Below are 19842 nucleotides of genomic sequence, written 5' to 3' on the forward strand. Positions count from 1 at the left end.
GAATGTCGATTGGAGCGTGCATACTAGTCTGACGAACCCCGTCGAATAAGCCCGATTCCGCTGATTTTCTTGCACAAAACTATGAGCCTCGAGACAGCCTCTGCCCGATCCCTGTCGCTGCCGCCGCGCGACCGAAAGCGCCTGGTGACGCTGCTGCGCGCGCTGGCGCCCGACGAAGGCTACAACCTGACGGCACTGCCGAGCGTGCGCATCCTGCGGTCGAACCGCGCGCTGTCGCGCACGCCGGTGCTGTACGACCCGGGCATCGTGATCGTGTGCCAGGGCTGCAAGCGCGGCTATTTCGGCGGCGAGCGCTACCTGTACGACGAGCATCACTACCTGGCGGTGTCCGTGCCCGTGCCGTTCAGCATGGAAACCGACGCCACGCCCGAGCGCCCGCTGCTCGCGCTGTATCTGCACCTCGATTTCACGATGGCCGCCGAACTCGCGGCACAGATCGACCGCGAAGGGATCGCGGAGCCCGTGCAGGCGCCCAGGAGCATGATGTCGACGCCGATGGATGCAACGATGCACGCGTCGGTGCTGCGTTTCGTCGAGGCGATGGGCCGGCCGCTCGATGCCGCGGTGCTCGGCCCGGCGCTGCTGCGCGAGTTGTATTTCCGCGTGCTCACCGGTGCGCAGGGCAGCGCGATGCGCAGCGCGCTGGCGATGCGCGGGCAGTTCGGCCGGATCGGCCGGTCGCTGCGCGTGATTCACGCCGATTACGCGCAGCCGCTCGACGTGCCGCAACTGGCCGACGCAGCCGGCATGAGCGTGCCGAGCTTTCACAGCCACTTCAAGGCAATCACGCAGGTATCGCCGATGCAATACCTGAAGTCGACACGCCTGCATCAGGCGCGGTTGCTGATGGTGCGCGAGGACCTGACGGCGGAGGCGGCCGGCTACGCGGTCGGTTATACGAGCCCGTCGCAGTTCAGCCGCGAATTCAAACGCCTGTTCGGCCTGACGCCGGCGAAGGAAACGCAGCGCATGCGCGAGAGCTTCGCCATTCCGGCGGCATTCGACGATGCGGTGTTCGTGTCGTCGCATTGAATCGGGTACCGCGCCAGGCCCGCGCGCCGAATGTCGTCGGCCACATTCGACCCCGCTGCCGATAGATGCGCGCGACGCTCGCCAAGAACGACAGCGCGGCGATCGCGCTGTCGAGCGCGGACATGAATACGCCGACCAGAATCGCGACGGCCGCAAAATAGCGACGAGGGATGTCGAATCCTTCGTCGCCGAACGTTTCCACGATCTCCGTGAAACACCCTTGCCGGACGCAGGCCCGGTGCATGCACTAGTCGCGACGCGCCGGCTCGCCGTGCGCGGCATCGCGTGCCAGGCTCGCGAGCGAATTCAGGATGAAGGCCGTCACGCCCCAGATGTCCTGCGTCTGCTCCGCCCAATACCACGCGCCCATGCGTTCGCCGTCCGTGTATTGGCGCGGCAGATCCGGATTCAGCAGCGCGGCGAACGGAAACTCGAAGATTTCCGCGACTTCCGCGGGCGCCGCCTCCCATGTCGCCGTTTCCGGCACGATGCCGATCACGGGAAAGATCGCGTGGTGGCGCTTTCTGGTTTTATGGATCGGCAAGCTGCCGACCACTCGGACCGCGCCGGGCGCCAGGCGGATCTCTTCGAACGCCTCGCGCAACGCGGTCGCGCCGATATCGCGGTCGGCTTCCGCCGGGCGTCCGCCCGGAAAGCTCACGTGCGACGAGTATTCGCTGAGATTCGACGCGCGCCGGGTCAACAGGATCGTCGGCTCGCGCCGCGCGACGATCGCGACCAGCACCGCCGAGACTTTCCACTGGCCGTCGTTGTCCGCGAGGAATTGCTTCGCCGTCGGCCAGTCGGTGCCGGCAGGAATGCCGTGACCTTCGACGCCACGGACGATCGCTTCCAGCGCGGCCTGCGGCGAGCCGGCTTCCGCGTGCGCGCTTGCCAACCCGGCGCCGGTATTCACGACGCCTCTGTCTGGTTCCATGTCTGCCTCCTGCGTGCGGCACCTGCACACGCTGCACGACACTGAACCCGACACGTGTTGCATGGGCACGGCGTCGTTGTGGTCATTCCGATGAACGGGTGTTCGCATGCGATCGCAAATGACACGCGCGGGTGCGCGACTGTCTGCTCCGGCTTAAAGATATCCGCCGGCGTTGCGGATGATTGAATGCCGAAACCCGATCGCCGTAGATCAACGGAGAAACCGATCATGCACGAAAAAACGGGATTCCGTTCGACCTCGCGCGCACGTCGCGTCCTCGCTCAGGCGACGGATGTCGGCTCGCTCCGCGCATCGATGCGCGCCGATGCGGTTCCGATCCACCCGGCCGCCGCGATGGCCGCTGCCGCCACGATCATCATCGCGCCCCACCCGACCCGCGCGTTGAGCAGCCCGGCCGCGACGGCGCCGCCGGCACCGGCCGCGTAGTACAGCGTCAGGTACGCTGCGCTCAAGGCCCCGGCGCGGGCCGGCTGAATCGCGACGACACGCGTCTGGTTCGCGACCTGCGCGGCAAAGCAACCGGCATCGAACAACGCCAGCCCGACAGCCAGCCATCCGGGACGTCCGAGCGCAACGGCAAGGAGCAAGGTCGACACGGCCGCCACGACAAGCCCGCCCCGGATGACCGCGCGATCGCCGAATCGATCGGCGAGTTCTCCGGCAACGCGCGTCACGCCGAGGCCCAGCACGCCCGCGAGACTGTATGCACCGATCGCGGCGGCACCCAGGTTATACGGCGGCTCGGCCAGACGAAGCGCGAGCCCCACCCAGACCAGGTTGAACGCGAAGAACCACAGCATGCCGGCGCAGGTACGACGCCTCAACGGCGCACTGTCGCGCAGCAACCGCGGAATCGCACCGATCGCGTTCGCACGGCCGGGCAGCCCTTCCGGCCGGCCGCCCGGCAACAGCACAGCACCGCCGACGGCGGCCAGCGCAACGCATCCGGCCAGCACGAGCAACGCGCCGCGCCATCCGCACCATTGCGACAACACGCCGCCCGCGAAACGGCTCAGCAGGATTCCCGCGGAAATGCCCGCCGACACGGCCCCCATCGCCACGCCGCGCCGTTGCGGATCCGCGTGTTTTCCGGCGACGGCGCTGCATTGGGCCGCCACCGTGGTTGCCGCGCCCACCAGGAAAAACGCGGCGTCGAGCACGAACGGCCCGGGCGACAACGACGCGCACGCGAGCAACAACGCGAGCGCGCCCATCTGCATCGAGACGAGCACGCGCGGGCTGAAGCGGTCGACCAGCGGCACCAGCACGGCGAGGCCGACCAGATAACCGAGCATCGTCACGGACGCGAGCGCCGCCATGCGCGACGCCGCCACCCCGAACTCGCTCGCGATCGCCGACAGCGACGGCTGCAACGCATAGCCGTTGGCGATCGCCACGCCGGCCGCCAGCGCAAGCACGGCCGTCGCGGTGCGGGACAGCGGCCCGCGGTTGCCGGCGTCGGTCATGCCGCGGCCCTGACCGCGATCGCCTCGACTTCGACCAGGATCTCCGGATCGACGAACGGAAGCGCATGTACCAGCGAAAACGCCGGCCGGATATCGCCGTAGATCTCCCCATGTGCGCGTGCGGCGGCTTCCCAGTTGTCGAAGTCCGCGACCACCAGGCGGCTCTGGACGACGTCGGACAACGAGAACCCGCTGTCCGCCAGCACCCGGTCGATCGTCGCCAGCGCATCGCGTGTCTGCGCGTACACGTCCGCGCCTTTGCCGGCCGTCCCCGAAATGTAGATGGTGTTGTCGACGACCACCGCGCGCGAGTAGCCGACCTTGGGCTCCCACGGGGAGCCGGTGCTGATCCGTTTTCGCATGTTGAAAATCTCTCCAGTCAGGTTGAGAAGCATCGCCTACTACTTGGGTAGTAAGTTCAAGCGATTGTATACTACTCCAGTAGTTAATCAAGCAGACCCATGCAAGTCGCCGTGGGCGCAAGAGCCGGAGCCGATACACATGAGCGAAAACACGGAGCTGATCACGTCGTTGATCCGGCTTGGATTCACCCAGTACGAAGCGCAGGCCTACGCGGCCCTCGTCGGGCAGGCCGCGCTGACGGGGGCGGAAGTCGGCCGGCGCGCCGGCATGCCGCCTTCGAAGATCTATGAAACGCTGGGGCGCCTGGAGGCGCGCGGTGCGGTGCTCGTCAACCGTTCCGAGCCCGTCCGCTACGCGGCCGTGCCCCACCGGTCGTTGCTCGAGGATTTGCGCAAGCGCTTCAATGCGGATCTCGAAACGGCCGCGGGCGCGCTCGACCGGCTGCCGGTTCAACAGGAGCCGGGGCTCGTCTGGTCGCTGAGCGGGCGGGAAGCGATCGCCAGCGCCTTCGCGCGCGTCATCGTCAACGCGAAAACCCAGATCTTCGCGGGCGTCTGGGACGAGGAGATCGACGCCCTCGGGCCGCTGCTCGAGGCCGCCGCGGCACGCGGCGTCGACACGCACGTGGCGATTTACGGCAATCGCACGCTCAACGGGCCGCGCCACTACGACATGGCCAAATGCGGCGCCAGCGCGCGGCTCAGGCTGTCCGGCCGCCGACTCGCCGTCGCCGTGGCGGACAACACCGAGGCCGTGGTGGCGGAATTCGGCGATCATTCGCCCGATCACGCCACCTTGACGACCAACCCGGTCATTGCGCTGCTCGCGGTCGAGTACATCAAGGCGGACGTGAGCGGGCGCGTGTTGATCGACGCGATGAGCCCGGCGGAGTACCGGAAAGTCCTGAAGCATCCCGACATGCAGGCGATGCTTGCGCCGCTCGACAACGCGAGCTGACCCGTGCGACCCTGCACGGCTGCCCGCGCGGCGCGCGGCGCGCACTCCACCCCGGTACGTGAATCACCACACTGACGCGAACGTCCAATGACCGCCTATGCCTTCCGCCTGCTGAACGTATTCGCCGAATCGACGTTCGGCGGCAACCCGCTTTGCGTATTCGAGGATGCGCGCGGCATGGACGACGCGACCATGCGGGCGCTCGCCGTGCAGTTCAACCTGTCCGAAACGACCTTCGTGCTGCCGTCGGAGCGCGCGCATGCGCGGGTTCGCATCTTCACGCCGGGCTACGAGATGGCCTTTGCCGGCCATCCGACGCTCGGCACCGCGCATGTCGTGCGCGACCTTCTGGGCGCGGGCAACGAACTCGCGCTCGAATTCAAGGCCGGCGTGGTCGACGTCGGCGCGCACGACGACGTGTGGACGTTTACCGCGCCGCATGCCGGCATGCCGAAGACGGCGGCTTGCGAGTTGTCCGACGCCCGGACGGCGGCCCTGCTGGGGCTGACGGAAGACGACCTGCTCGCCCCGCCAATCTGGGTCGATACCGGCGCCGACCAGTTGCTCGTCGCGCTGAAAGACCCCGCCGCCGTGCGCCGCGCGCAGCCCGACAGCGCGGGCATCGGCGTCTGGCCGACCAGCAGCCTCGGCCGCAAGACCGCGTATGTATTCGCGTTCGATGCCGAGCGGCCGGGCACGGTGGTGTCGCGCTACTTCTTCGTGAAGCAAGGCAGCGTGTCGGAAGACCCGGGGACGGGATCGGCCTGCGCGAACCTGGGCGGGTGGCTGCTTGCGATGAACCGCGACCTGCCCGCCGCGTTTCGGGTCGAGCAAGGCGAAGCCGTCGGTCGGCCTTGCCTGCTGCGATTGTCGGCCAGTGCAGACGGCAAGATCGGTGTCGGCGGGCGCGTGATCGAACTCGGGCGCGGCGTCGTCGACGTGTAGACACGCCGGGCGGAAATATCGCCGCGATCTTCAGCATCGCGCCGCGCGCAGGCAACCCGTTGCGATGACGAACCGGCCACTACCGTCCGGCCACCGCCGGATCGGAAGTGCGGTGCGGCCGCCCCGCCCGCCACGCCGCGATATGCCGACGACAAAGTCCGCGGCTATCTCCGGATCGATACGCAGCAAGCACGGCACACGCCGCCGCGTTTGTTATGCTGCGCGCATCGCCAGCCCGAGCCGATCGCCGCTCATGAACGCCCTCGCCCCCGACCTCGCCCGCACGCTGCACGCCTCCTGCGATACCTGCTTCGGCACGGCCGCCGTCTGGCCGCTCGTCGAGCACGCGTATGGCGAACCGCAACGCCACTACCACACGCTCGCGCACCTGGCCGAGCTGTTCGCGCATCTCGCACCGTATCGCGCGGAACCGCTGTGGCCGGCGATCGAGCTTGCGGTATGGGCGCACGACTTCGTGTACGCGACGACCCTGCCGGATCATGCGGACAACGAAGCACGCAGCGCGCAATGGCTCGTGCAGGTCACGAACGCACACTGCAGCGCATCCTGGTTGCGTGCGCACGCATCGCATGTATCCGTTGCGCACGATCTCGTACTCGCGACGAAGTCGCACCGGCTGCCCGATGCGTTCGCGTCCGCCCCCGACCTCCAACGCGCCGGCCGGCTTTTTCTCGACGCGGATCTCGCGATCCTCGCGGCCGCGCCCGATCGACTGCGCGAATACGATCGCGCAATCGCATGCGAGTGGGCACAGGACCCCGATGCGCCGTCGGCTGCATTCCGCGAGGGTCGCAAGCAGGCGCTTGAACGCCTGCGCGCGCAGGCCCCGCTGTTTCAATCGGCGGAATTCGCGCCGCTCACACCGCTCGCGCAGCGCAATCTCGATACGCTGATCGCCGAGTACGCGTAAGCGCCGGGCAAGAACACACGAAAGCGCCCGCATCGCCGCCGCCGGATCGGTCGAGCCGGCCCGTCACGTCACGCCCGGCGACTCTCCCCACACCCGAACGGCACTCCGCAGCGCCGGGGCCCTGCCGCGTCGAATTCATCCGACATCCGACGGCAAAACCGGCCAACACGTCGATTTCCCCGAGAAACCGCCCCATCCGCATCGCGCGCCGATGCGTAACCCTTCAAACATCATGTGATTGCATTTTCACATCTTATGTGATTTTATTATCACATCGTGCATGCCGCCGCCCACCACCCGCGCGGCGCACCCCATACCAAGGAAGAGACGCAGATGGAGACAATCGCCGTTATCGGCAGCAACATGGTCGACCTCGTGACCTACGTCGCACGCATGCCCGCCCGGGGCGAAACGCTCGAGGCGCCGAATTTCGAACTGGGCTGCGGCGGCAAGGGCGCGAACCAGGCGGTCGCGGCCGCCCGCCTCGGCGCGCGCGTCGTGATGGTCACGAAGGTCGGCGACGACGTATTCGCCGACAACACGATCCGCAACTTCGCGCGCGAAGGCATCGACACCACGCACGTGCGCAAGGTCGCCGGCGTGCCGAGCGGCGTCGCGCCGATCTTCGTCGAGCCCGATTCGAGCAACAGCATCCTGATCGTCAAGGGCGCCAACCGCCACCTGACGCCGGCCGACATCGACGCGGCCGCGCCGCAGCTCGCCGAATGCGCACTGATCGTGCTGCAACTCGAGATCGAGCTCGACACCGTCTATCACGCGATCGAATTCGGCGCACGCCACGGCATCCCGGTGCTGCTGAACCCCGCGCCCGCGGTCGCCGACCTCGATTTCGAGCGGATCCGCACCGTCGAATTCTTCGTGCCGAACGAAACCGAACTCGCGATCGTGTCGGGCATGCCGGTCGATTCGCGCGACACCGCGGCACGCGCCGCCGAAGCGCTGGTCGCGCGCGGGCTGAAGCACGTGCTCGTCACGCTCGGCAGCGACGGTTCGCTGCTGGTCTCGCGCGACGGCGTGCGGCACGTGCCCGGCGTGCCGGTCGACGCGCGCGACACGACGGGCGCCGGCGACGCCTATATCGGCTGCTTCGCGCGCTGCTACGCCGCATCGCGCAACGCGCTCGACGCGATGCGTTACGCGTCCGCGTATGCCGCGCATTCGGTCACGGGCCTCGGCACGCAGAAGTCGTACGCCGACACCGCGACGTTCGAACGCTTCCTCCGCGACGCCGGCATCTGAACGGCGCCTTCATCGACGAGACAACCAGGAAGGAGACACCCATGGGCCGAGCCAGAATCGAACACACACCCGACGGCTATTACCTGAACCGCACGCCGCTCTTCGCCTTCACGCTGCTGTGCTGCCTGTTCGCGCTGTGGGGCACCGCCGCGAACCTGAACGACGTGCTGATCGCTCAGTTCAAGAAATCGTTCTTCCTGTCCGATTTCGAATCGGCGTTCGTGCAGTCCGCGTTCTATCTCGGCTACTTCTTCCTCGCGATTCCCGCCGCGACCGTCGTGAAGAAGTTCAGCTACAAGACGACGATCCTGGTCGGCCTGCTGCTCTACACGACCGGCTGCCTGCTGTTCTTCCCGGCCGCGTCGATGGCGAAGTACGGGATGTTCCTCGTCGCGCTGTTCGTGATCGCGGCGGGCCTGTCGTTCCTCGAAACCGCGTCGAACTCGTATTCGACGCTGATGGGCCCGCGCGAAACCAGCACGCGGCGGCTGAACATCTCGCAGACGTTCTATCCGTTCGGCGCGATGGCCGGCGTCTACATGGGCAGCTTCCTGATCTTCAAGGAAGGCGATGCATCGCACGCGCAGCTTGCGGCGATGTCGGCGGCCGAAGCCCACGTGCACCAGCTCGCGATGATCCAGGCCACGCTCGAGCCGTACAAGTGGCTGATCGTCGTGCTCGTCGCCGTGTTCATCGTGTTCGCGCTCACGCCCTACCCGGCCTGCAAGGGCAACGGCCCCGGCGCGGCCACGCACCGAATCGACGCACGCGGCACGCTCGCGCGCCTGTTCGGCAACCGGCGCTTCGTCGCGGGCGTCGTCGCGCAGTTCCTGTACGTCGGCGCGCAGGTGGGCGTGTGGAGCTTCACGATCCGGCTCGCGATGCAGATCGGCGGCCTCACCGAGCGCGGCGCGTCGCACTACCTGCTCGCGACGTTCTTCGCGTTCTTCGTCGGCAAGCTGGTCGCCACGCTCGTGATGAAGCGCGTCGGCCCGGCCAAGGTGCTGATCGTCTACGGCATCCTGTGCATCGCGCTGCTCGCGTACACGATCAGCGTGCACAACATCACGGCCGTCTATGCGGCCGTGGGCGTGAGCGTGTTCCTCGGCCCGTGCTGGCCGACCATCTACGGCCTCACGATCGACGGGCTCGGCAAGGACACCGAATACGGCGGCTCGATCCTCGTGATGAGCATCGTCGGCGGCGCGGTCGTGCCGCTGATCCAGGGGCTGATCTCCGACCACACCGGCGGCAACATGCAGCTCGCGTTCGTCGTGCCGCTCGCCTGCTTCGTCGTGATCGTCTACTACGGCTTCTACTGCCTGCGCCACCTGCCGGCCGCAACGCCCGACCCAACCGCCGACGGCCACGCATCCGCGCGCTACGCCGCCACGCGCAACACGTCGGGAGCATGAGCATGCGAGGCGAAATCGAACTGCGGCGCGACGACTTCCGCGACACGCCGCGCACGCTGTACCGCACCGACGGCCTGACCGTCACCGCGTTCGCGTATCCGTCCGGTGTCGAGGCGCTGAAGCTCGAGAACCGGCGCGGCCATCTCGTCGTGCTGCCGTATCTCGGCCAGATGATCTGGGCCGCCGCGTTCGACGGCCGCGACCTGACGATGAAGCACATGTTCCGGCAACCGAAACGCGCGGCTTCGATCATCGATACCTACGGCTGCTTCATGTTCCACAGCGGGCTGCTGCGCAACGGCTGCCCGGGGCCGGACGACACGCACGCGCTGCACGGCGAGATGCCGTGCGCGCCGATGGACCGCGCGAGCCTGGTCATCGGCGCGGATGCGCGCGGTGCGTTCGTCGAAGTGACTGGCGAGTACGAATACGTGCAGGGTTTCGGCAGCCACTACATGGCACGTCCGTCGGTGCGGCTTGCGGAGCACGACGCGCAGATGACGATCTCGATGGACGTGACGAATCTCGGCGGCACGCCGATGGATCTGATGTACATGGCGCACCTGAACTACGCGTACGTGCCCGGCGGCCGTTTCGTGCAGTCGCTGCCGCACAACGGGCTGCGGCTGCGCGACAGCGTGCCCGCGCACGTGAAGCCGACCGCCGCGTGGCGCGACTACACGGCCACGCTCGCGCGCGAACCGCAACGGCTTCACATGCTCGATGCGCCCGCGCTGTACGACCCGGAGATCGTGTTCTTCATGAACGATGCGGAAACGGATGCCAGCGGTGTCGCGCATTTCCGGCTCGAGCATCCGGACGGCGGCGCATTCCACACCGCGTACCGCCCCGAGCAATTCCCGCATGCGACGCGGTGGATCCTGCACAACGCGGACCAGCAGGTCGCCGCGTTCGCGCTGCCGTCGACCTGCGAGCCGGAGGGTTATCAGGCCGAGCGCCGCAAGGGCCATGTCGCGACCCTCGCGCCGGGCGCGGCGCGCCGCTTCGAAGTCGTCACCGGCTACCTGAGCGCGGCGGAAGCCCGCCATGCCTGAGGCGATGCGAAGCGCGATGCCCGCCCGCGCGGCGTCAGGTCACGAGCGCGATCCCGTGTTCGCGGATCGCCGTTTCGTAGCGGCTGCTCAGTTGCCCGTCCGAGATCACGTAGTTGAAGTCGGTCAGCTCGGCGAAATAAGCCGCGCGCACTTCGTCGAACTTCGTGTGGTCGACGAGCAGGAAGCGGTTCTGCGCGCGTTCCATCACCTTCTTCTTCGCGTCGACTTCGTGGAAATTGAAGCAGGTCACGCCGCAGCGGTCGCTCACGCCGGCCGCCGAGATGAACGCCTTCGACACGCGCACGGTATCGAGGATGCCCGTCTCGGCCACCGACTCGAACACCATGTTCTTGCGATGGTACGCACCGCCGCACAGGATCACGCTGCAATGCGGCTTCTGCTGCAGCTTCGCGAACACGTTCAGCGAATTGCAGACGGCGGTGAATTCGAGGTCGTCCGGAATGAAGTCGACGACGAACGGCGTGGTCGAGCCGCAGTCGACGAAAATCGTGTCGCCGGTCGTCACGAACTGCGCGGCCAGCTTGCCGATGCGGCGCTTCTCCTCCGTCTGCCGGTTGTTCTCGGCGCTGACCACGTACTCGCCGATGTCGCTGCGCTGCGCGGCGAAGTGGCGGGTCACGTAGCCGCCGATCAGGCTGAGGCCGTGCGGGTTGTCCGCGAGATCGCGGCGGATCGTCATTTCCGATACGCCGAACAGCTCGGCGACTTCCTTCAGATGAATCGCGTTCTGCCCTTGCAGCACGTTCATCAGCGTCTTGATTCGTTCGCCCTTCTTCGTTTCCATGCCAGTATCCTGCGTGCGCGCCGCGTCCGTCGCTTGTCGTGCCGGGCGCGCGGGCCCGGCCGGAATGTCGTATTTGTAACAAACCGATGTGAAAACATCAACTTTCCGTGTGCCCTTCCGGCACACGATCCGTGGAGTCCTGAAACATGCCGCTTTCCAACGCCCAACTCGCTCAAACCATCGATCACACGCTGCTCGCGCCCGACGCGAGCGACGCACAGATCCGCGACCTCTGCCGCCAGGCGGCCGAGCATCGCTTTTACTCGGTCTGCGTGAATTCGGCGAACGTGCCGCTCGCCGCGCGCGAGCTAGCCGATACCGGCGTGCTCGTCTGCGCCGTGGTGGGTTTTCCGCTCGGCGCGGGGCTGTCGGCCGCCAAGGCATTCGAAGCCACCGCCGCGATCGCGGCGGGCGCCGGCGAGATCGACATGGTGATCAACATCGGCGCGCTGAAGAGCGGCCGCGCCGACGACGTGAAGGCCGACATCGAAGCCGTGCACCGCGCCTGCGGTGCGGTGCCGCTCAAGGTGATCCTCGAAACGGGGCTGCTGACCGACGACGAGAAGGTGCGCGTGTGCGAAATGTGCCGCGATCTCGGCGTCGCGTTCGTGAAGACGTCGACAGGGTTCGGCCACGGCGGCGCGACGCTCGCGGATGTTGCGCTGATGCGCCGCACGGTCGGCCCCGTGCTCGGCGTGAAGGCATCGGGCGGCGTGCGCGACCGCGCGGCCGCGCTGGCGATGATCGAGGCCGGCGCGACGCGGCTCGGCACGAGCTCGGGGGTGGCGATCGTCGCCGACCAGGGCGGCGGCGAATCGGCGTATTGACGACGCGGGGCGCTGACGGCTGCGGTGGTGCGCTTCGCGCCGCCGCGGTTGCTACCGCGCGCGTTGTCGATCATTTTCAGCGGCATGGCAGTCGGCATGGTCGTCGCGTCGTCGATCCGGTTCCACGCACGTACTGCGCTGCTTCAGATCGATGGAGCATCCCCGGCCCGTATCGGGTTAGTCTGCCACCCGGAGGCCAGCCATAAAATAACTTAGTTAACCGAATCATCCGCAAGAACCAACGATCACCTATCACTCAATTAGAGAGATTCAATTGGCATCGCGCATGTCGACGAGACTACAGTTCGGCGGGGTCTTCCCCCGAATTTCATCCAAGGAACCTCATCGATATGTCAAACACCGCGAATCGCTTCTTGCAGAGCATGATTGCCGCGGCCTGCGTCGCATTGGCCTCTTCCTCACACGCTGCCGAACTGACGCGCGACAACGGCTCGCCCGTCGGCGACAACCAGAATTCGCAGACAGCCGGGCCGAACGGGCCGGTGCTCCTGCAAGACTCGCATCTCATCGAAAAACTCCAGCGCTTCGATCGCGAACGCATCCCCGAGCGTGTCGTGCATGCCCGCGGCACCGGCGCGTTCGGTGAATTCGTGCCGAGCGCCGACATCAGCGACCTGACGACGGCCAAGGTCTTCACGCCCGGCACGAAAACGCCCGTATTCGTCCGCTTCTCGACCGTGATGGGTTATCGCGGCTCGCCCGAGCAGGCGCGCGATCCGCGCGGTTTCGCCGTGAAGTTCTATACGGAACAGGGCAACTGGGATCTGGTCGGGATCAACCTGCCGATCTTCTTCATCCGCGACGCGATCAAGTTCCCGGACTTCGTCCATGCGAACAAGCCGAGCGCGGTCACCGGCGTGCAGGATGCGAACCTCGCGTTCGATTTCTTCGCGCACGCGCCCGAAGCAACCAGCATGCTGACCCGGCTGTACTCGATCGAGGGCATGCCCGATTCGTACCGGAACATGGACGGCTACGGCGTGCACGCATTCAAGTTCGTCAACGCCGACGGCAAGTACACGTACGTGAAGTTTCACTGGAAGAGCGCGCAAGGGATGCACGGGCTGCGCCCGAAGGACATTCCCGGTTCGATCGGTGCCGACTGGAACCTGATGACGAACGACCTGTACGGCGCACTGAAGGCGGGCAACGCGCCGAAGTGGGATCTCTATATCCAGGTGCTGAAGCCGTCCGAGCTCGACGCGTTCGACTTCAACCCGCTCGACGACACCAAGGTATGGACCGGCGTGCCAGAGCGCAAGATCGGCACGCTGACGCTGAACCGTGTGCCGGACAACTACTTCGAGTCGACCGAGGAATCCGCCTTTGCCCCGTCGCGGATGGTGCCGGGCATCGAGCCGTCGGAAGACCGGATGCTGCAGGGCCGGATGTTCTCGTACGCCGATACGCAAATGTATCGCCTCGGCGCGAACTTCAACCAGTTGCCGATCAATCGTCCGCGCGTGCCCGTCACGAACAACAACCAGGACGGCGCGATGAACTTCGGCGACCGCAAGGGCGAAGTGAACTACGAGCCGTCGGCGCTGAACGAACTCGCGCAGAACCCGCGGTACAAGTCGGTCCAGACGCCGCTTGCCGGCACGACGCAACAAGCCGCGATCCGCAAGACGCTGAACTTCCGGCAGGCGGGCGAGTACTACCGCACGCTGCCCGCGCAGGAGCGGCAGGATCTGGTGACCGCGTTGTCGGGTGACCTGAACCACGTGACGAACGACGCGAACAAGTACGCGATGCTGTCGTACTTCTACAAGGCCGATGCGGACTACGGGACGCGCCTGGCGCGTGCCACGCATGCCGACCTGACCCGCGTGAAATCGCTCGCCGACAAACTCGTCGAGAACTGATCGGGCAATCCCGCGAAGGCTGCCGGTGCGGCCTTCGCGTCCCGACCCATCGATCCGATTGCGCCGCGCGGCCATGCGCGGCGCGCATTGCTGATGAAGAATCGACTCCGAACCGCCCTCTCCCGCGCGCTCGCGATCGCCGGAGCCGTCGTGCTCGCGGCCTGCGCACCAACCGCACCGCCCGCGGCCGTGCCGCACCCCGATGCGCACGCCGACCTGCGCCGCTACGACGACGCATGGTTCGCCGCCGCGCGCCTCGGTCGCATCGACATCCTGCAGGCACTCGTCGACGCGCGCTATCCGATCGACGCGACGACACGCGAAGGTTATACGGCGGTCATCCTGGCCGCCTATCGCGACCAGCCTGCAACGCTCGACTATCTGCTGCGCATCGGCGCGGACCCGTGTCTCGGCGATCGTCACGGCAACACGGCCCTGATGGGCGCGCTGTTCAAGGGCGAGACCGCGATCGCGAAGCGGCTGGCCGATACGCACTGCCCGATCGACCAGACCAATCACGCCGGCGAAACGGCGCTGGCGTTCGCCGCGCTGTTCGGCCGCCTCGACATGCTGCCGGTGCTCGTCGCACACGGCGCGAACCCCGATCACGTCGATGCGCTCGGCCGCACCGCGCTGCAGAACGCGATCCTGCAAGGCAACGACGCCGCAGTGGCCGCACTCGAAAAGGTTGGCGCGACACCGAATGCCGATGTGACGTTGCGCTCGAGGCCGTGACCGCTCGACATTGAACCTGCCTTCAACGGCATGATTTCCGACCGGCAAAGGCAGGCACCGGCAGTTTCGACGAAGGCGCCCCTTCCTCCCGCTCGGCGACATCGGCACAATGCCGGTCATGCGCCAAGACAACGCCTTCGTTTACCCGTCCGCCGGCCCCGTCGGCCGCCTCGCCAACCGGCTCGTCGCGAGCCGCCCGCTGCTGCGCGCACGCCGCGCGCTGCTGTCGCGGCTGCCGTTCCTGCAACTCGCGAGCGAAGTCGAGAACGTCGTGTACTGCACGTGGCTCGTCGATGTCGCCGCCGTCGCGCACCTGGTGCCGCGCGGCGTCACGCTCGCGAGCCGCGACGGCCGCACGCCGTTCACGATCCTCACCTACGCGCACCGCCATTTCGGCCCGCGTATCGCGGGCCCACTGCGACGCGTGTTCCCGTCGCCGCTGCAAAGCAACTGGCGGCTGTACGTCGATGCGCTGCCGGGTGGCGTGCCGGCCGATCGCACGGTGCTGTTCGTGAAGAACGTGTTCGATCATCCGCTCTATGCGCTCGGCAGCCGGCTCTTCAGCGACGCGCTGCCGTCGCATCTCGCCGCGCGCTTCACCCATGCCGTGCAGGACGGACGTTATCGAACGCTGCTGTCAGGCGGGACCGGAAGCGCGCCCGATTTCCACTGCTCGGCGGCCGTGTCGAACGACGACACGCTACCCGCCGCGTTCGCGCCGTTCTTCGGCAGCTGGCGCGACGCCGTCGCCTACCTGTCGCTGCAGCACGCGGCCGTCGCGCATGTCGCGGACTGCGACGGCCTCGCCCATGCGTCGATCGACCTGCCGATCGACATCGATGCGGTCCGGCCGCTGAAACCGGTCGAACCGGTCGGCGGCGGCGCCCTCCTCGCACGGATCGGCGCGACCGGCGAACCGCTGTGCTTCGTCGTGCCGGATGTGGCGTTCCGCGTGTTGTCGGAGCGGGTGCTGTAACGCCCCGCTCAACCCGCGCGCCGGGCGTGCGCGGGTTCGTCCGCGTCGCGTTCGTCCGCCAGCCGCCCGAGATAATCCCGCACGAACTGCCCGGCAATCCGCCCCGACCGCGCACCGCGTTCCAGCGCCCACTGCAGCGCCGGTTCGCGCGCCGCGCGGATCTGCTCCGCATCGAACCCGGCTTCCACGAGCCGGCTTTCGACGACGGCCAGGTACGCATCCTGCGTGAACCCGTAGAACGTCACCCAGATCCCGAAGCGCTCGGACAACGAAATCCGCTCCTCGACCGCGTCGCCCGGATGCAGCTCGCCGTTCTCCGCGCGCGACACGTTCGCGTTGTCGCTCGCCTGCTCGGGCATCAGGTGGCGGCGATTCGACGTCGCGTACACGAGCACGTTCGACAGGTCGCTCGCGACAGAGCCGTCGAGCACCGTCTTCAGTTCCTTGTAACCGGTCTCGCCGGCCTCGAACGACAGGTCGTCGCAGAACACGATGTACCGCTCGGGCCGCGCACGCACCAGCTCGACGATCGCCGGCAGATCGCTCAGCCGTTCCTTGCCGACCTCGATCAGCCGCAGCCCGTGCGGCGCGAACGCGTGCAGGCACGCCTTCACGATCGACGACTTCCCGGTGCCGCGTGCGCCGGTCAACAGCACGTGATTGGCCGCGAACCCGCGCACGAACTGCCGCGTGTTCCGTTCGACGATCGCCACCTGGCGCTCGACGTTGCGCAGCGCATCGAACGTTGTCAGCGCAGGCGCCGCGACCGGTTCGAGCGGCGCCGTGCGCGGCCCGCCGTCGAAACCGCGCCAGCGGAACGCGACGGCCGCGTCGAAATCGACGGCCGCCGGGCGGCCGGTGCCCGCGAGTGCCTCGAGCGCGGTCGCGATCCGTTCGAGCTGATGCGCGAGCGCCGGACCGTCGACGGATGCGTGCGCGTCCGGCCGCGCGGCCATCAGGTTCTGCATGTCGCGGTCGCCGCTCATTGCCGTACTCCCTGCGACGCACTCGCGTGGAACGGGAACCGCTGCGCGATCGCCACGCCGACGAGCGCCACGCCGCCGCCGATCAGGTGATACAGCCGCAGCGATTCGCCGAGCAGCACGATCGCGCCGCCGGCCGTCATCACCGGCAGCAGGTTCATGAACATCGCGCAGCGACTCGGGCCGAGCAGCCGCACGCCCTGCATCCACAGGTACGGCAGCACGACCGACGCCAGCACGCCGGCATACAGGATCAGCGGCACGCTCGCGCGGGTCGGCCACGCTGCCTGCGCGGGCAGGCGCAGCAGCATCGGCACCATGAAGACGAGCGCGGCGAGCGCCTGCACGTAGGTCGACTGCCACGCCGGCAGCGCGCCGATGCGCCAGCGCTTGAGCAGCACGCCGTACAGCGCATACGCGGCCGACGCGGCCAGCATCAGCAGGTCGCCCGCATGCACGCCGCGCGCGGCGATCGTCGTCGGGTGCCCCTCGGCGATCAGGTAGACGACGCCCGCGAGCGACAGCACCCCGCCGCCGATCATGCCGGCCCCCGGCGGATCGCCGAGCAGCAGCGAGCTGAGCGCCATCGTCATCAGCGGCACGAGCGCCGTGATGATCGCCATGTTGGTCGCGCTCGTCGTTTTTGCGGCCTCGTAGGACAGGCTCTGGAACAGCGCCATCGCGAGAAAACCGAGCACCGCGAGCTTCGGCAGGTGCGCGACGAGCGCCGCGCGGTTGCGCCACGCGGGGCGCAGCGTGAACACGCTCATCAGCGCGACGGCGAGCAGCAGCCGGTAGAACGTGATCGCCGACGGGTCGATCGTCGATGCCGACAGCTTCGACACGACCACGTTGCCGGCCCACAGCGCGATCGCGCAGAAGGGAAACAGAAAAGGAGGCTTGTTCATCGCGTTTGACGGATTAATATCGTGACAGGGTGCGGGCGTGAATCGGAACGCCATCGTGCCCGCCCGCCCAACTGCCTGTCTCACGCCAAAATGTCAGGACCTGTCGCCAATCGGACACTCGAGCCCACCCCGCCGCTTGCGCACCTGCGCTATGAATCGACGCCGATGCCCGTGTCGGCGATGGCGGCGGCGTACCCGCACGGCACGTCGATACCGACGCACTGCCATCGCCGCGCGCAACTGCTCTATGCGATCGAGGGCGTGATGCACGTGGAGTCCGAAGGCGCGTCGTGGGTCGTGCCGCCCACGCGCGGCGTGTGGCTCGAAGCCGGCCTCGACCATACGGTGCAGATGAGCGGCGACGTGCAGATGCGCACCGTGTTCGTCGAACCGGGCACGGTCGAGCACCTGCCCGCGCGCAGTTGCGTGGTGGAAGTGCATCCGCTGCTGCGCGAGCTGATCCTCGCCGCGGTCGACGTGCCGCTCGACTATGCGCCGGGCTCGCGCCACGATCACCTGATGCACCTGCTGCTCGCCGAGGTGACGGTCGCGCCGCTGCTGCCGCTGTACCTGCCGTGGCCGCACGACGCACGGCTGCGGACGATCTGCGACTCGCTCGTCGCCGCGCCCGACGATCCGCGCACGATCGCCGAATGGGCCGACCGGCTCGGCCTGTCGGTCCGTACGCTGCATCGCGCGTTCCGGCGCGAGACGGGGCTCAGCTTCCGCCGCTGGCGGGAGCAGGCCCGCCTGCTGCTCGCGCTCAAGCGCCTCGCGCACGGCGAGAAGGTGCTGACCGTCGCGATGGATCACGGCTACAGCAGCCAGAGCGCGTTCTCGGCGATGTTCAAGCGGCATTTCGGGGTGTCGCCGTCGGCGTTTTACGCGTAGCGCGCGGCTGTGCGCGACGGGGGCGCTACCGCGCCGCGATCCCCGCGATGAAGAACACGCACGCGGCGGCCGACGCGACCGTGCGCACGTGATTCCACCTCGTCCAGTCGTGCACGTAACGCGTCCACAGCGCGGCGCCGGGCGCGGTCGACGGATCGGCCGCGGCGAGCGCATCGTTGAGCGGCACGTTGACGGCCATCGTCACCGCGAACATGCCGAACACGTACAGCACGCCGCCCGCGAGCGCGGCCATCGCCCCCGGCTGGCCGCGATCGAGCAGCGCGATCACGACCAGTGCCAGCGCCATCAGCGTCGTGACGAGGAACAGCGGCATGAACGGCGAACGCACGATGTCGACGTTGATCGCGTTCATCGCGGCCACGCCGGCTTGCGGCGCGATCCGTCCGAGCGACGTCATCACGAACGCCGAAAACGCGAAGTACACGCCGGCCATCAGCCCGCAGCCGACGGCCGAGCCCCACAGCAGGACGGGCGTCACGAACGCGATCATGATCGTGCGCTCCACACGCCGGTCGCGGCCGTCGCGCGCGCATAGTCGGCGAAGTCGCGTGCCGGCCGCCCGAGCGTCGCTTCGATGCCGTCCGTCACCGCGCTGTTGCGCCCGTCGAGCACCACGCCGAACAGATCGTCGAGCAGCGCGGCGACCGGCTCCGGTACGCCGGCCTCGCGCAATCCGGCCAAGAACGCATCGGCCGGAATCTCGCGATAGACGACCGGCCGGCCGGCGGCCCGCGCGATTTCGCCGACCGCTTCGGCGAACGTCAGCGCGCGCGGGCCCGTGACCTCGATCACGCGGTTCGCGACGCGCGCCTCGGTGAGCGCGGCCACCGCGACGTCCGCGATGTCGTCCGCATCGACGAACGGCTCGCGCACCGCACCGGCCGGCAGCGCGACTTCGCCGGCCAGCACGCCGTCGATCAGGTAGCCCTCGGAGAAGTTCTGGTTGAACCAGCTCGCGCGCACCACGCCCCAGCCCACGCCCGACGCCTGCAGCGCGGCCTCCGCAGCCTGCGCGCGCGGCTCGCCGCGCCCGGACAGCAGCACGACGCGCTCGACGCCGCGTTCCCGCGCCAGCCGCGCGAACGCGGCGATCGCGTCCACCGCGCCCGCGACCGCCAGATCGGGCTGGTAGGTCACGTACGCGGCCGACACGCCCGCGAGCGCGGCGGGCCACGTCTCGGGCGTCGTCCAGTCGAAGCGGACGGCCGACGTGCGCGACACGGGCCGGGTCGCGATGCCGCGCGCGTGCAGCCGTGCATCGACGCGGGCGCCCGTCTTGCCCGAACCGCCGACGATGAGGATGGGAAGTGCCGACATGACCGTCTCCTTTGACTAAATACGAGAACTTCTCGTATTTTGAAAACACGATAGACTCTCGCATTAGCAACGTCAAGTTTTTCCGGAGGC

The 19842-nt window shown here is 67.8% G+C and carries 20 protein-coding genes; 12 read left to right on the top strand and 8 right to left on the bottom strand.

Annotation, left to right across the window (positions count from 1 at the left end):
* The first annotated feature begins 81 nt into the window (after positions 1-81).
* Complete coding sequence (locus tag FOZ70_RS21965) at positions 82-1053, top strand: AraC family transcriptional regulator (RefSeq protein ID WP_059486037.1); 972 nt, start codon at positions 82-84, stop codon at positions 1051-1053.
* 247 nt (positions 1054-1300) lie between these two features.
* Here the strand turns inward: FOZ70_RS21965 and FOZ70_RS21970 are convergent, their stop codons facing one another.
* From FOZ70_RS21970 to FOZ70_RS21980, 3 genes are all read right to left on the bottom strand, one after another.
* Positions 1301-1990 carry a CoA pyrophosphatase gene (locus FOZ70_RS21970; RefSeq protein ID WP_219706709.1) on the bottom strand — a complete coding sequence of 230 codons (690 nt, stop codon included), beginning with the start codon at positions 1988-1990 and terminating at the stop codon, positions 1301-1303.
* A 281-nt stretch (positions 1991-2271) separates the two neighbouring features.
* The gene (locus FOZ70_RS21975; RefSeq protein ID WP_219706710.1) at positions 2272-3477 is read right to left on the bottom strand and encodes an MFS transporter; all 1206 of its coding nucleotides are present in this window, start codon (positions 3475-3477) and stop codon (positions 2272-2274) included.
* A complete protein-coding gene (locus tag FOZ70_RS21980) occupies positions 3474-3839 on the bottom strand; it encodes a RidA family protein (protein ID WP_175034245.1) in 366 nt (121 codons plus the stop codon). Before FOZ70_RS21980 ends, FOZ70_RS21975 begins: the two co-directional genes overlap by 4 nt.
* A gap of 139 nt (positions 3840-3978) precedes the next feature.
* On the opposite strand from FOZ70_RS21980, the gene FOZ70_RS21985 reads away from it, so the two are divergent.
* The 6 genes from FOZ70_RS21985 (at position 3979) to FOZ70_RS22010 (ending at position 10403) form a co-directional block, all read left to right on the top strand.
* Positions 3979-4797, top strand: a complete 819-nt coding sequence (locus FOZ70_RS21985; protein ID WP_021157868.1) for a TrmB family transcriptional regulator — start codon at positions 3979-3981, stop codon at positions 4795-4797.
* A gap of 87 nt (positions 4798-4884) precedes the next feature.
* Positions 4885-5742 carry a PhzF family phenazine biosynthesis protein gene (locus FOZ70_RS21990; RefSeq protein WP_219706711.1) on the top strand — a complete coding sequence of 286 codons (858 nt, stop codon included), beginning with the start codon at positions 4885-4887 and terminating at the stop codon, positions 5740-5742.
* 253 nt (positions 5743-5995) lie between these two features.
* Positions 5996-6673 (top strand): hypothetical protein, encoded by a 678-nt coding sequence (locus FOZ70_RS21995; RefSeq protein ID WP_219706712.1) that lies wholly within the window; start codon positions 5996-5998, stop codon positions 6671-6673.
* A 333-nt stretch (positions 6674-7006) separates the two neighbouring features.
* Positions 7007-7933 (top strand): ribokinase, encoded by a 927-nt coding sequence (gene rbsK / locus FOZ70_RS22000; RefSeq protein ID WP_059555877.1) that lies wholly within the window; start codon positions 7007-7009, stop codon positions 7931-7933.
* A 41-nt stretch (positions 7934-7974) separates the two neighbouring features.
* On the top strand, positions 7975-9348 hold the full coding sequence (fucP, locus tag FOZ70_RS22005) for an L-fucose:H+ symporter permease (protein WP_219706713.1): 1374 nt from the start codon (positions 7975-7977) through the stop codon (positions 9346-9348).
* A 2-nt stretch (positions 9349-9350) separates the two neighbouring features.
* Complete coding sequence (locus FOZ70_RS22010; protein ID WP_219706714.1) at positions 9351-10403, top strand: aldose 1-epimerase family protein; 1053 nt, start codon at positions 9351-9353, stop codon at positions 10401-10403.
* A 34-nt stretch (positions 10404-10437) separates the two neighbouring features.
* Here FOZ70_RS22010 and deoR read toward each other — a convergent pair whose 3' ends face one another.
* Positions 10438-11208, bottom strand: a complete 771-nt coding sequence (gene deoR, locus FOZ70_RS22015; protein ID WP_021157862.1) for a DNA-binding transcriptional repressor DeoR — start codon at positions 11206-11208, stop codon at positions 10438-10440.
* A gap of 146 nt (positions 11209-11354) precedes the next feature.
* Here deoR and deoC point away from each other — a divergent pair, with 146 nt between their 5' ends.
* The 4 genes from deoC to FOZ70_RS22035 all read left to right on the top strand — a co-directional run bounded on the left by deoC (position 11355) and on the right by FOZ70_RS22035 (position 15632).
* Positions 11355-12035 carry a deoxyribose-phosphate aldolase gene (gene deoC, locus FOZ70_RS22020; protein WP_219706715.1) on the top strand — a complete coding sequence of 227 codons (681 nt, stop codon included), beginning with the start codon at positions 11355-11357 and terminating at the stop codon, positions 12033-12035.
* Positions 12036-12385: 350 nt separating this feature from the next.
* Positions 12386-13921, top strand: a complete 1536-nt coding sequence (locus tag FOZ70_RS22025; RefSeq protein ID WP_059494053.1) for a catalase — start codon at positions 12386-12388, stop codon at positions 13919-13921.
* 93 nt (positions 13922-14014) lie between these two features.
* Positions 14015-14656, top strand: a complete 642-nt coding sequence (locus FOZ70_RS22030) for an ankyrin repeat domain-containing protein (protein ID WP_219706716.1) — start codon at positions 14015-14017, stop codon at positions 14654-14656.
* Between the two features lie 109 nt (positions 14657-14765).
* On the top strand, positions 14766-15632 hold the full coding sequence (locus tag FOZ70_RS22035) for a DUF2071 domain-containing protein (RefSeq protein WP_219706717.1): 867 nt from the start codon (positions 14766-14768) through the stop codon (positions 15630-15632).
* A gap of 8 nt (positions 15633-15640) precedes the next feature.
* On the opposite strand, the gene FOZ70_RS22040 is transcribed toward FOZ70_RS22035, so the two are convergent.
* A complete protein-coding gene (locus FOZ70_RS22040) occupies positions 15641-16588 on the bottom strand; it encodes an ATP-binding protein (protein ID WP_059555963.1) in 948 nt (315 codons plus the stop codon).
* 26 nt (positions 16589-16614) lie between these two features.
* On the bottom strand, positions 16615-17523 hold the full coding sequence (locus tag FOZ70_RS22045; RefSeq protein ID WP_027792389.1) for a DMT family transporter: 909 nt from the start codon (positions 17521-17523) through the stop codon (positions 16615-16617).
* Between the two features lie 90 nt (positions 17524-17613).
* Here FOZ70_RS22045 and FOZ70_RS22050 point away from each other — a divergent pair, with 90 nt between their 5' ends.
* Complete coding sequence (locus tag FOZ70_RS22050) at positions 17614-18414, top strand: helix-turn-helix transcriptional regulator (protein ID WP_219706718.1); 801 nt, start codon at positions 17614-17616, stop codon at positions 18412-18414.
* A 25-nt stretch (positions 18415-18439) separates the two neighbouring features.
* On the opposite strand, the gene FOZ70_RS22055 is transcribed toward FOZ70_RS22050, so the two are convergent.
* Positions 18440-18925 (bottom strand): anthrone oxygenase family protein, encoded by a 486-nt coding sequence (locus FOZ70_RS22055; protein WP_059585885.1) that lies wholly within the window; start codon positions 18923-18925, stop codon positions 18440-18442.
* The gene (locus FOZ70_RS22060) at positions 18922-19752 is read right to left on the bottom strand and encodes an NmrA family transcriptional regulator (RefSeq protein WP_219706719.1); all 831 of its coding nucleotides are present in this window, start codon (positions 19750-19752) and stop codon (positions 18922-18924) included. Before FOZ70_RS22060 ends, FOZ70_RS22055 begins: the two co-directional genes overlap by 4 nt.
* Positions 19753-19842 lie beyond the last annotated feature (90 nt).

The sequence above is a fragment of the Burkholderia sp. COPS genome (assembly GCF_019425585.1).
In the GTDB taxonomy this organism is placed as follows: Bacteria; Pseudomonadota; Gammaproteobacteria; order Burkholderiales; family Burkholderiaceae; genus Burkholderia; species Burkholderia cepacia.

Excerpts from the sequence above, each read along its gene's own strand:
- FOZ70_RS22035 (WP_219706717.1), top strand. The coding sequence starts at position 14,766 with ATGCCGGTCATGCGCCAAGACAACGCCTTCGTTTACCCGTCCGCCGGC.
- FOZ70_RS22025 (WP_059494053.1), top strand. The coding sequence starts at position 12,386 with ATGTCAAACACCGCGAATCGCTTCTTGCAGAGCATGATTGCCGCGGCC.
- FOZ70_RS21975 (WP_219706710.1), bottom strand. The coding sequence starts at position 3,477 with ATGACCGACGCCGGCAACCGCGGGCCGCTGTCCCGCACCGCGACGGCC.
- FOZ70_RS21985 (WP_021157868.1), top strand. The coding sequence starts at position 3,979 with ATGAGCGAAAACACGGAGCTGATCACGTCGTTGATCCGGCTTGGATTC.
- FOZ70_RS21980 (WP_175034245.1), bottom strand. The coding sequence starts at position 3,839 with ATGCGAAAACGGATCAGCACCGGCTCCCCGTGGGAGCCCAAGGTCGGC.
- FOZ70_RS21965 (WP_059486037.1), top strand. The coding sequence starts at position 82 with ATGAGCCTCGAGACAGCCTCTGCCCGATCCCTGTCGCTGCCGCCGCGC.
- FOZ70_RS22045 (WP_027792389.1), bottom strand. The coding sequence starts at position 17,523 with ATGAACAAGCCTCCTTTTCTGTTTCCCTTCTGCGCGATCGCGCTGTGG.
- FOZ70_RS22030 (WP_219706716.1), top strand. The coding sequence starts at position 14,015 with ATGAAGAATCGACTCCGAACCGCCCTCTCCCGCGCGCTCGCGATCGCC.
- FOZ70_RS21995 (WP_219706712.1), top strand. The coding sequence starts at position 5,996 with ATGAACGCCCTCGCCCCCGACCTCGCCCGCACGCTGCACGCCTCCTGC.
- deoC (WP_219706715.1), top strand. The coding sequence starts at position 11,355 with ATGCCGCTTTCCAACGCCCAACTCGCTCAAACCATCGATCACACGCTG.
- FOZ70_RS22040 (WP_059555963.1), bottom strand. The coding sequence starts at position 16,588 with ATGGCCGCGCGGCCGGACGCGCACGCATCCGTCGACGGTCCGGCGCTC.
- FOZ70_RS22060 (WP_219706719.1), bottom strand. The coding sequence starts at position 19,752 with ATGTCGGCACTTCCCATCCTCATCGTCGGCGGTTCGGGCAAGACGGGC.
- FOZ70_RS22050 (WP_219706718.1), top strand. The coding sequence starts at position 17,614 with ATGTCAGGACCTGTCGCCAATCGGACACTCGAGCCCACCCCGCCGCTT.
- FOZ70_RS21990 (WP_219706711.1), top strand. The coding sequence starts at position 4,885 with ATGACCGCCTATGCCTTCCGCCTGCTGAACGTATTCGCCGAATCGACG.
- rbsK (WP_059555877.1), top strand. The coding sequence starts at position 7,007 with ATGGAGACAATCGCCGTTATCGGCAGCAACATGGTCGACCTCGTGACC.
- fucP (WP_219706713.1), top strand. The coding sequence starts at position 7,975 with ATGGGCCGAGCCAGAATCGAACACACACCCGACGGCTATTACCTGAAC.
- deoR (WP_021157862.1), bottom strand. The coding sequence starts at position 11,208 with ATGGAAACGAAGAAGGGCGAACGAATCAAGACGCTGATGAACGTGCTG.
- FOZ70_RS21970 (WP_219706709.1), bottom strand. The coding sequence starts at position 1,990 with ATGGAACCAGACAGAGGCGTCGTGAATACCGGCGCCGGGTTGGCAAGC.
- FOZ70_RS22055 (WP_059585885.1), bottom strand. The coding sequence starts at position 18,925 with ATGATCGCGTTCGTGACGCCCGTCCTGCTGTGGGGCTCGGCCGTCGGC.
- FOZ70_RS22010 (WP_219706714.1), top strand. The coding sequence starts at position 9,351 with ATGCGAGGCGAAATCGAACTGCGGCGCGACGACTTCCGCGACACGCCG.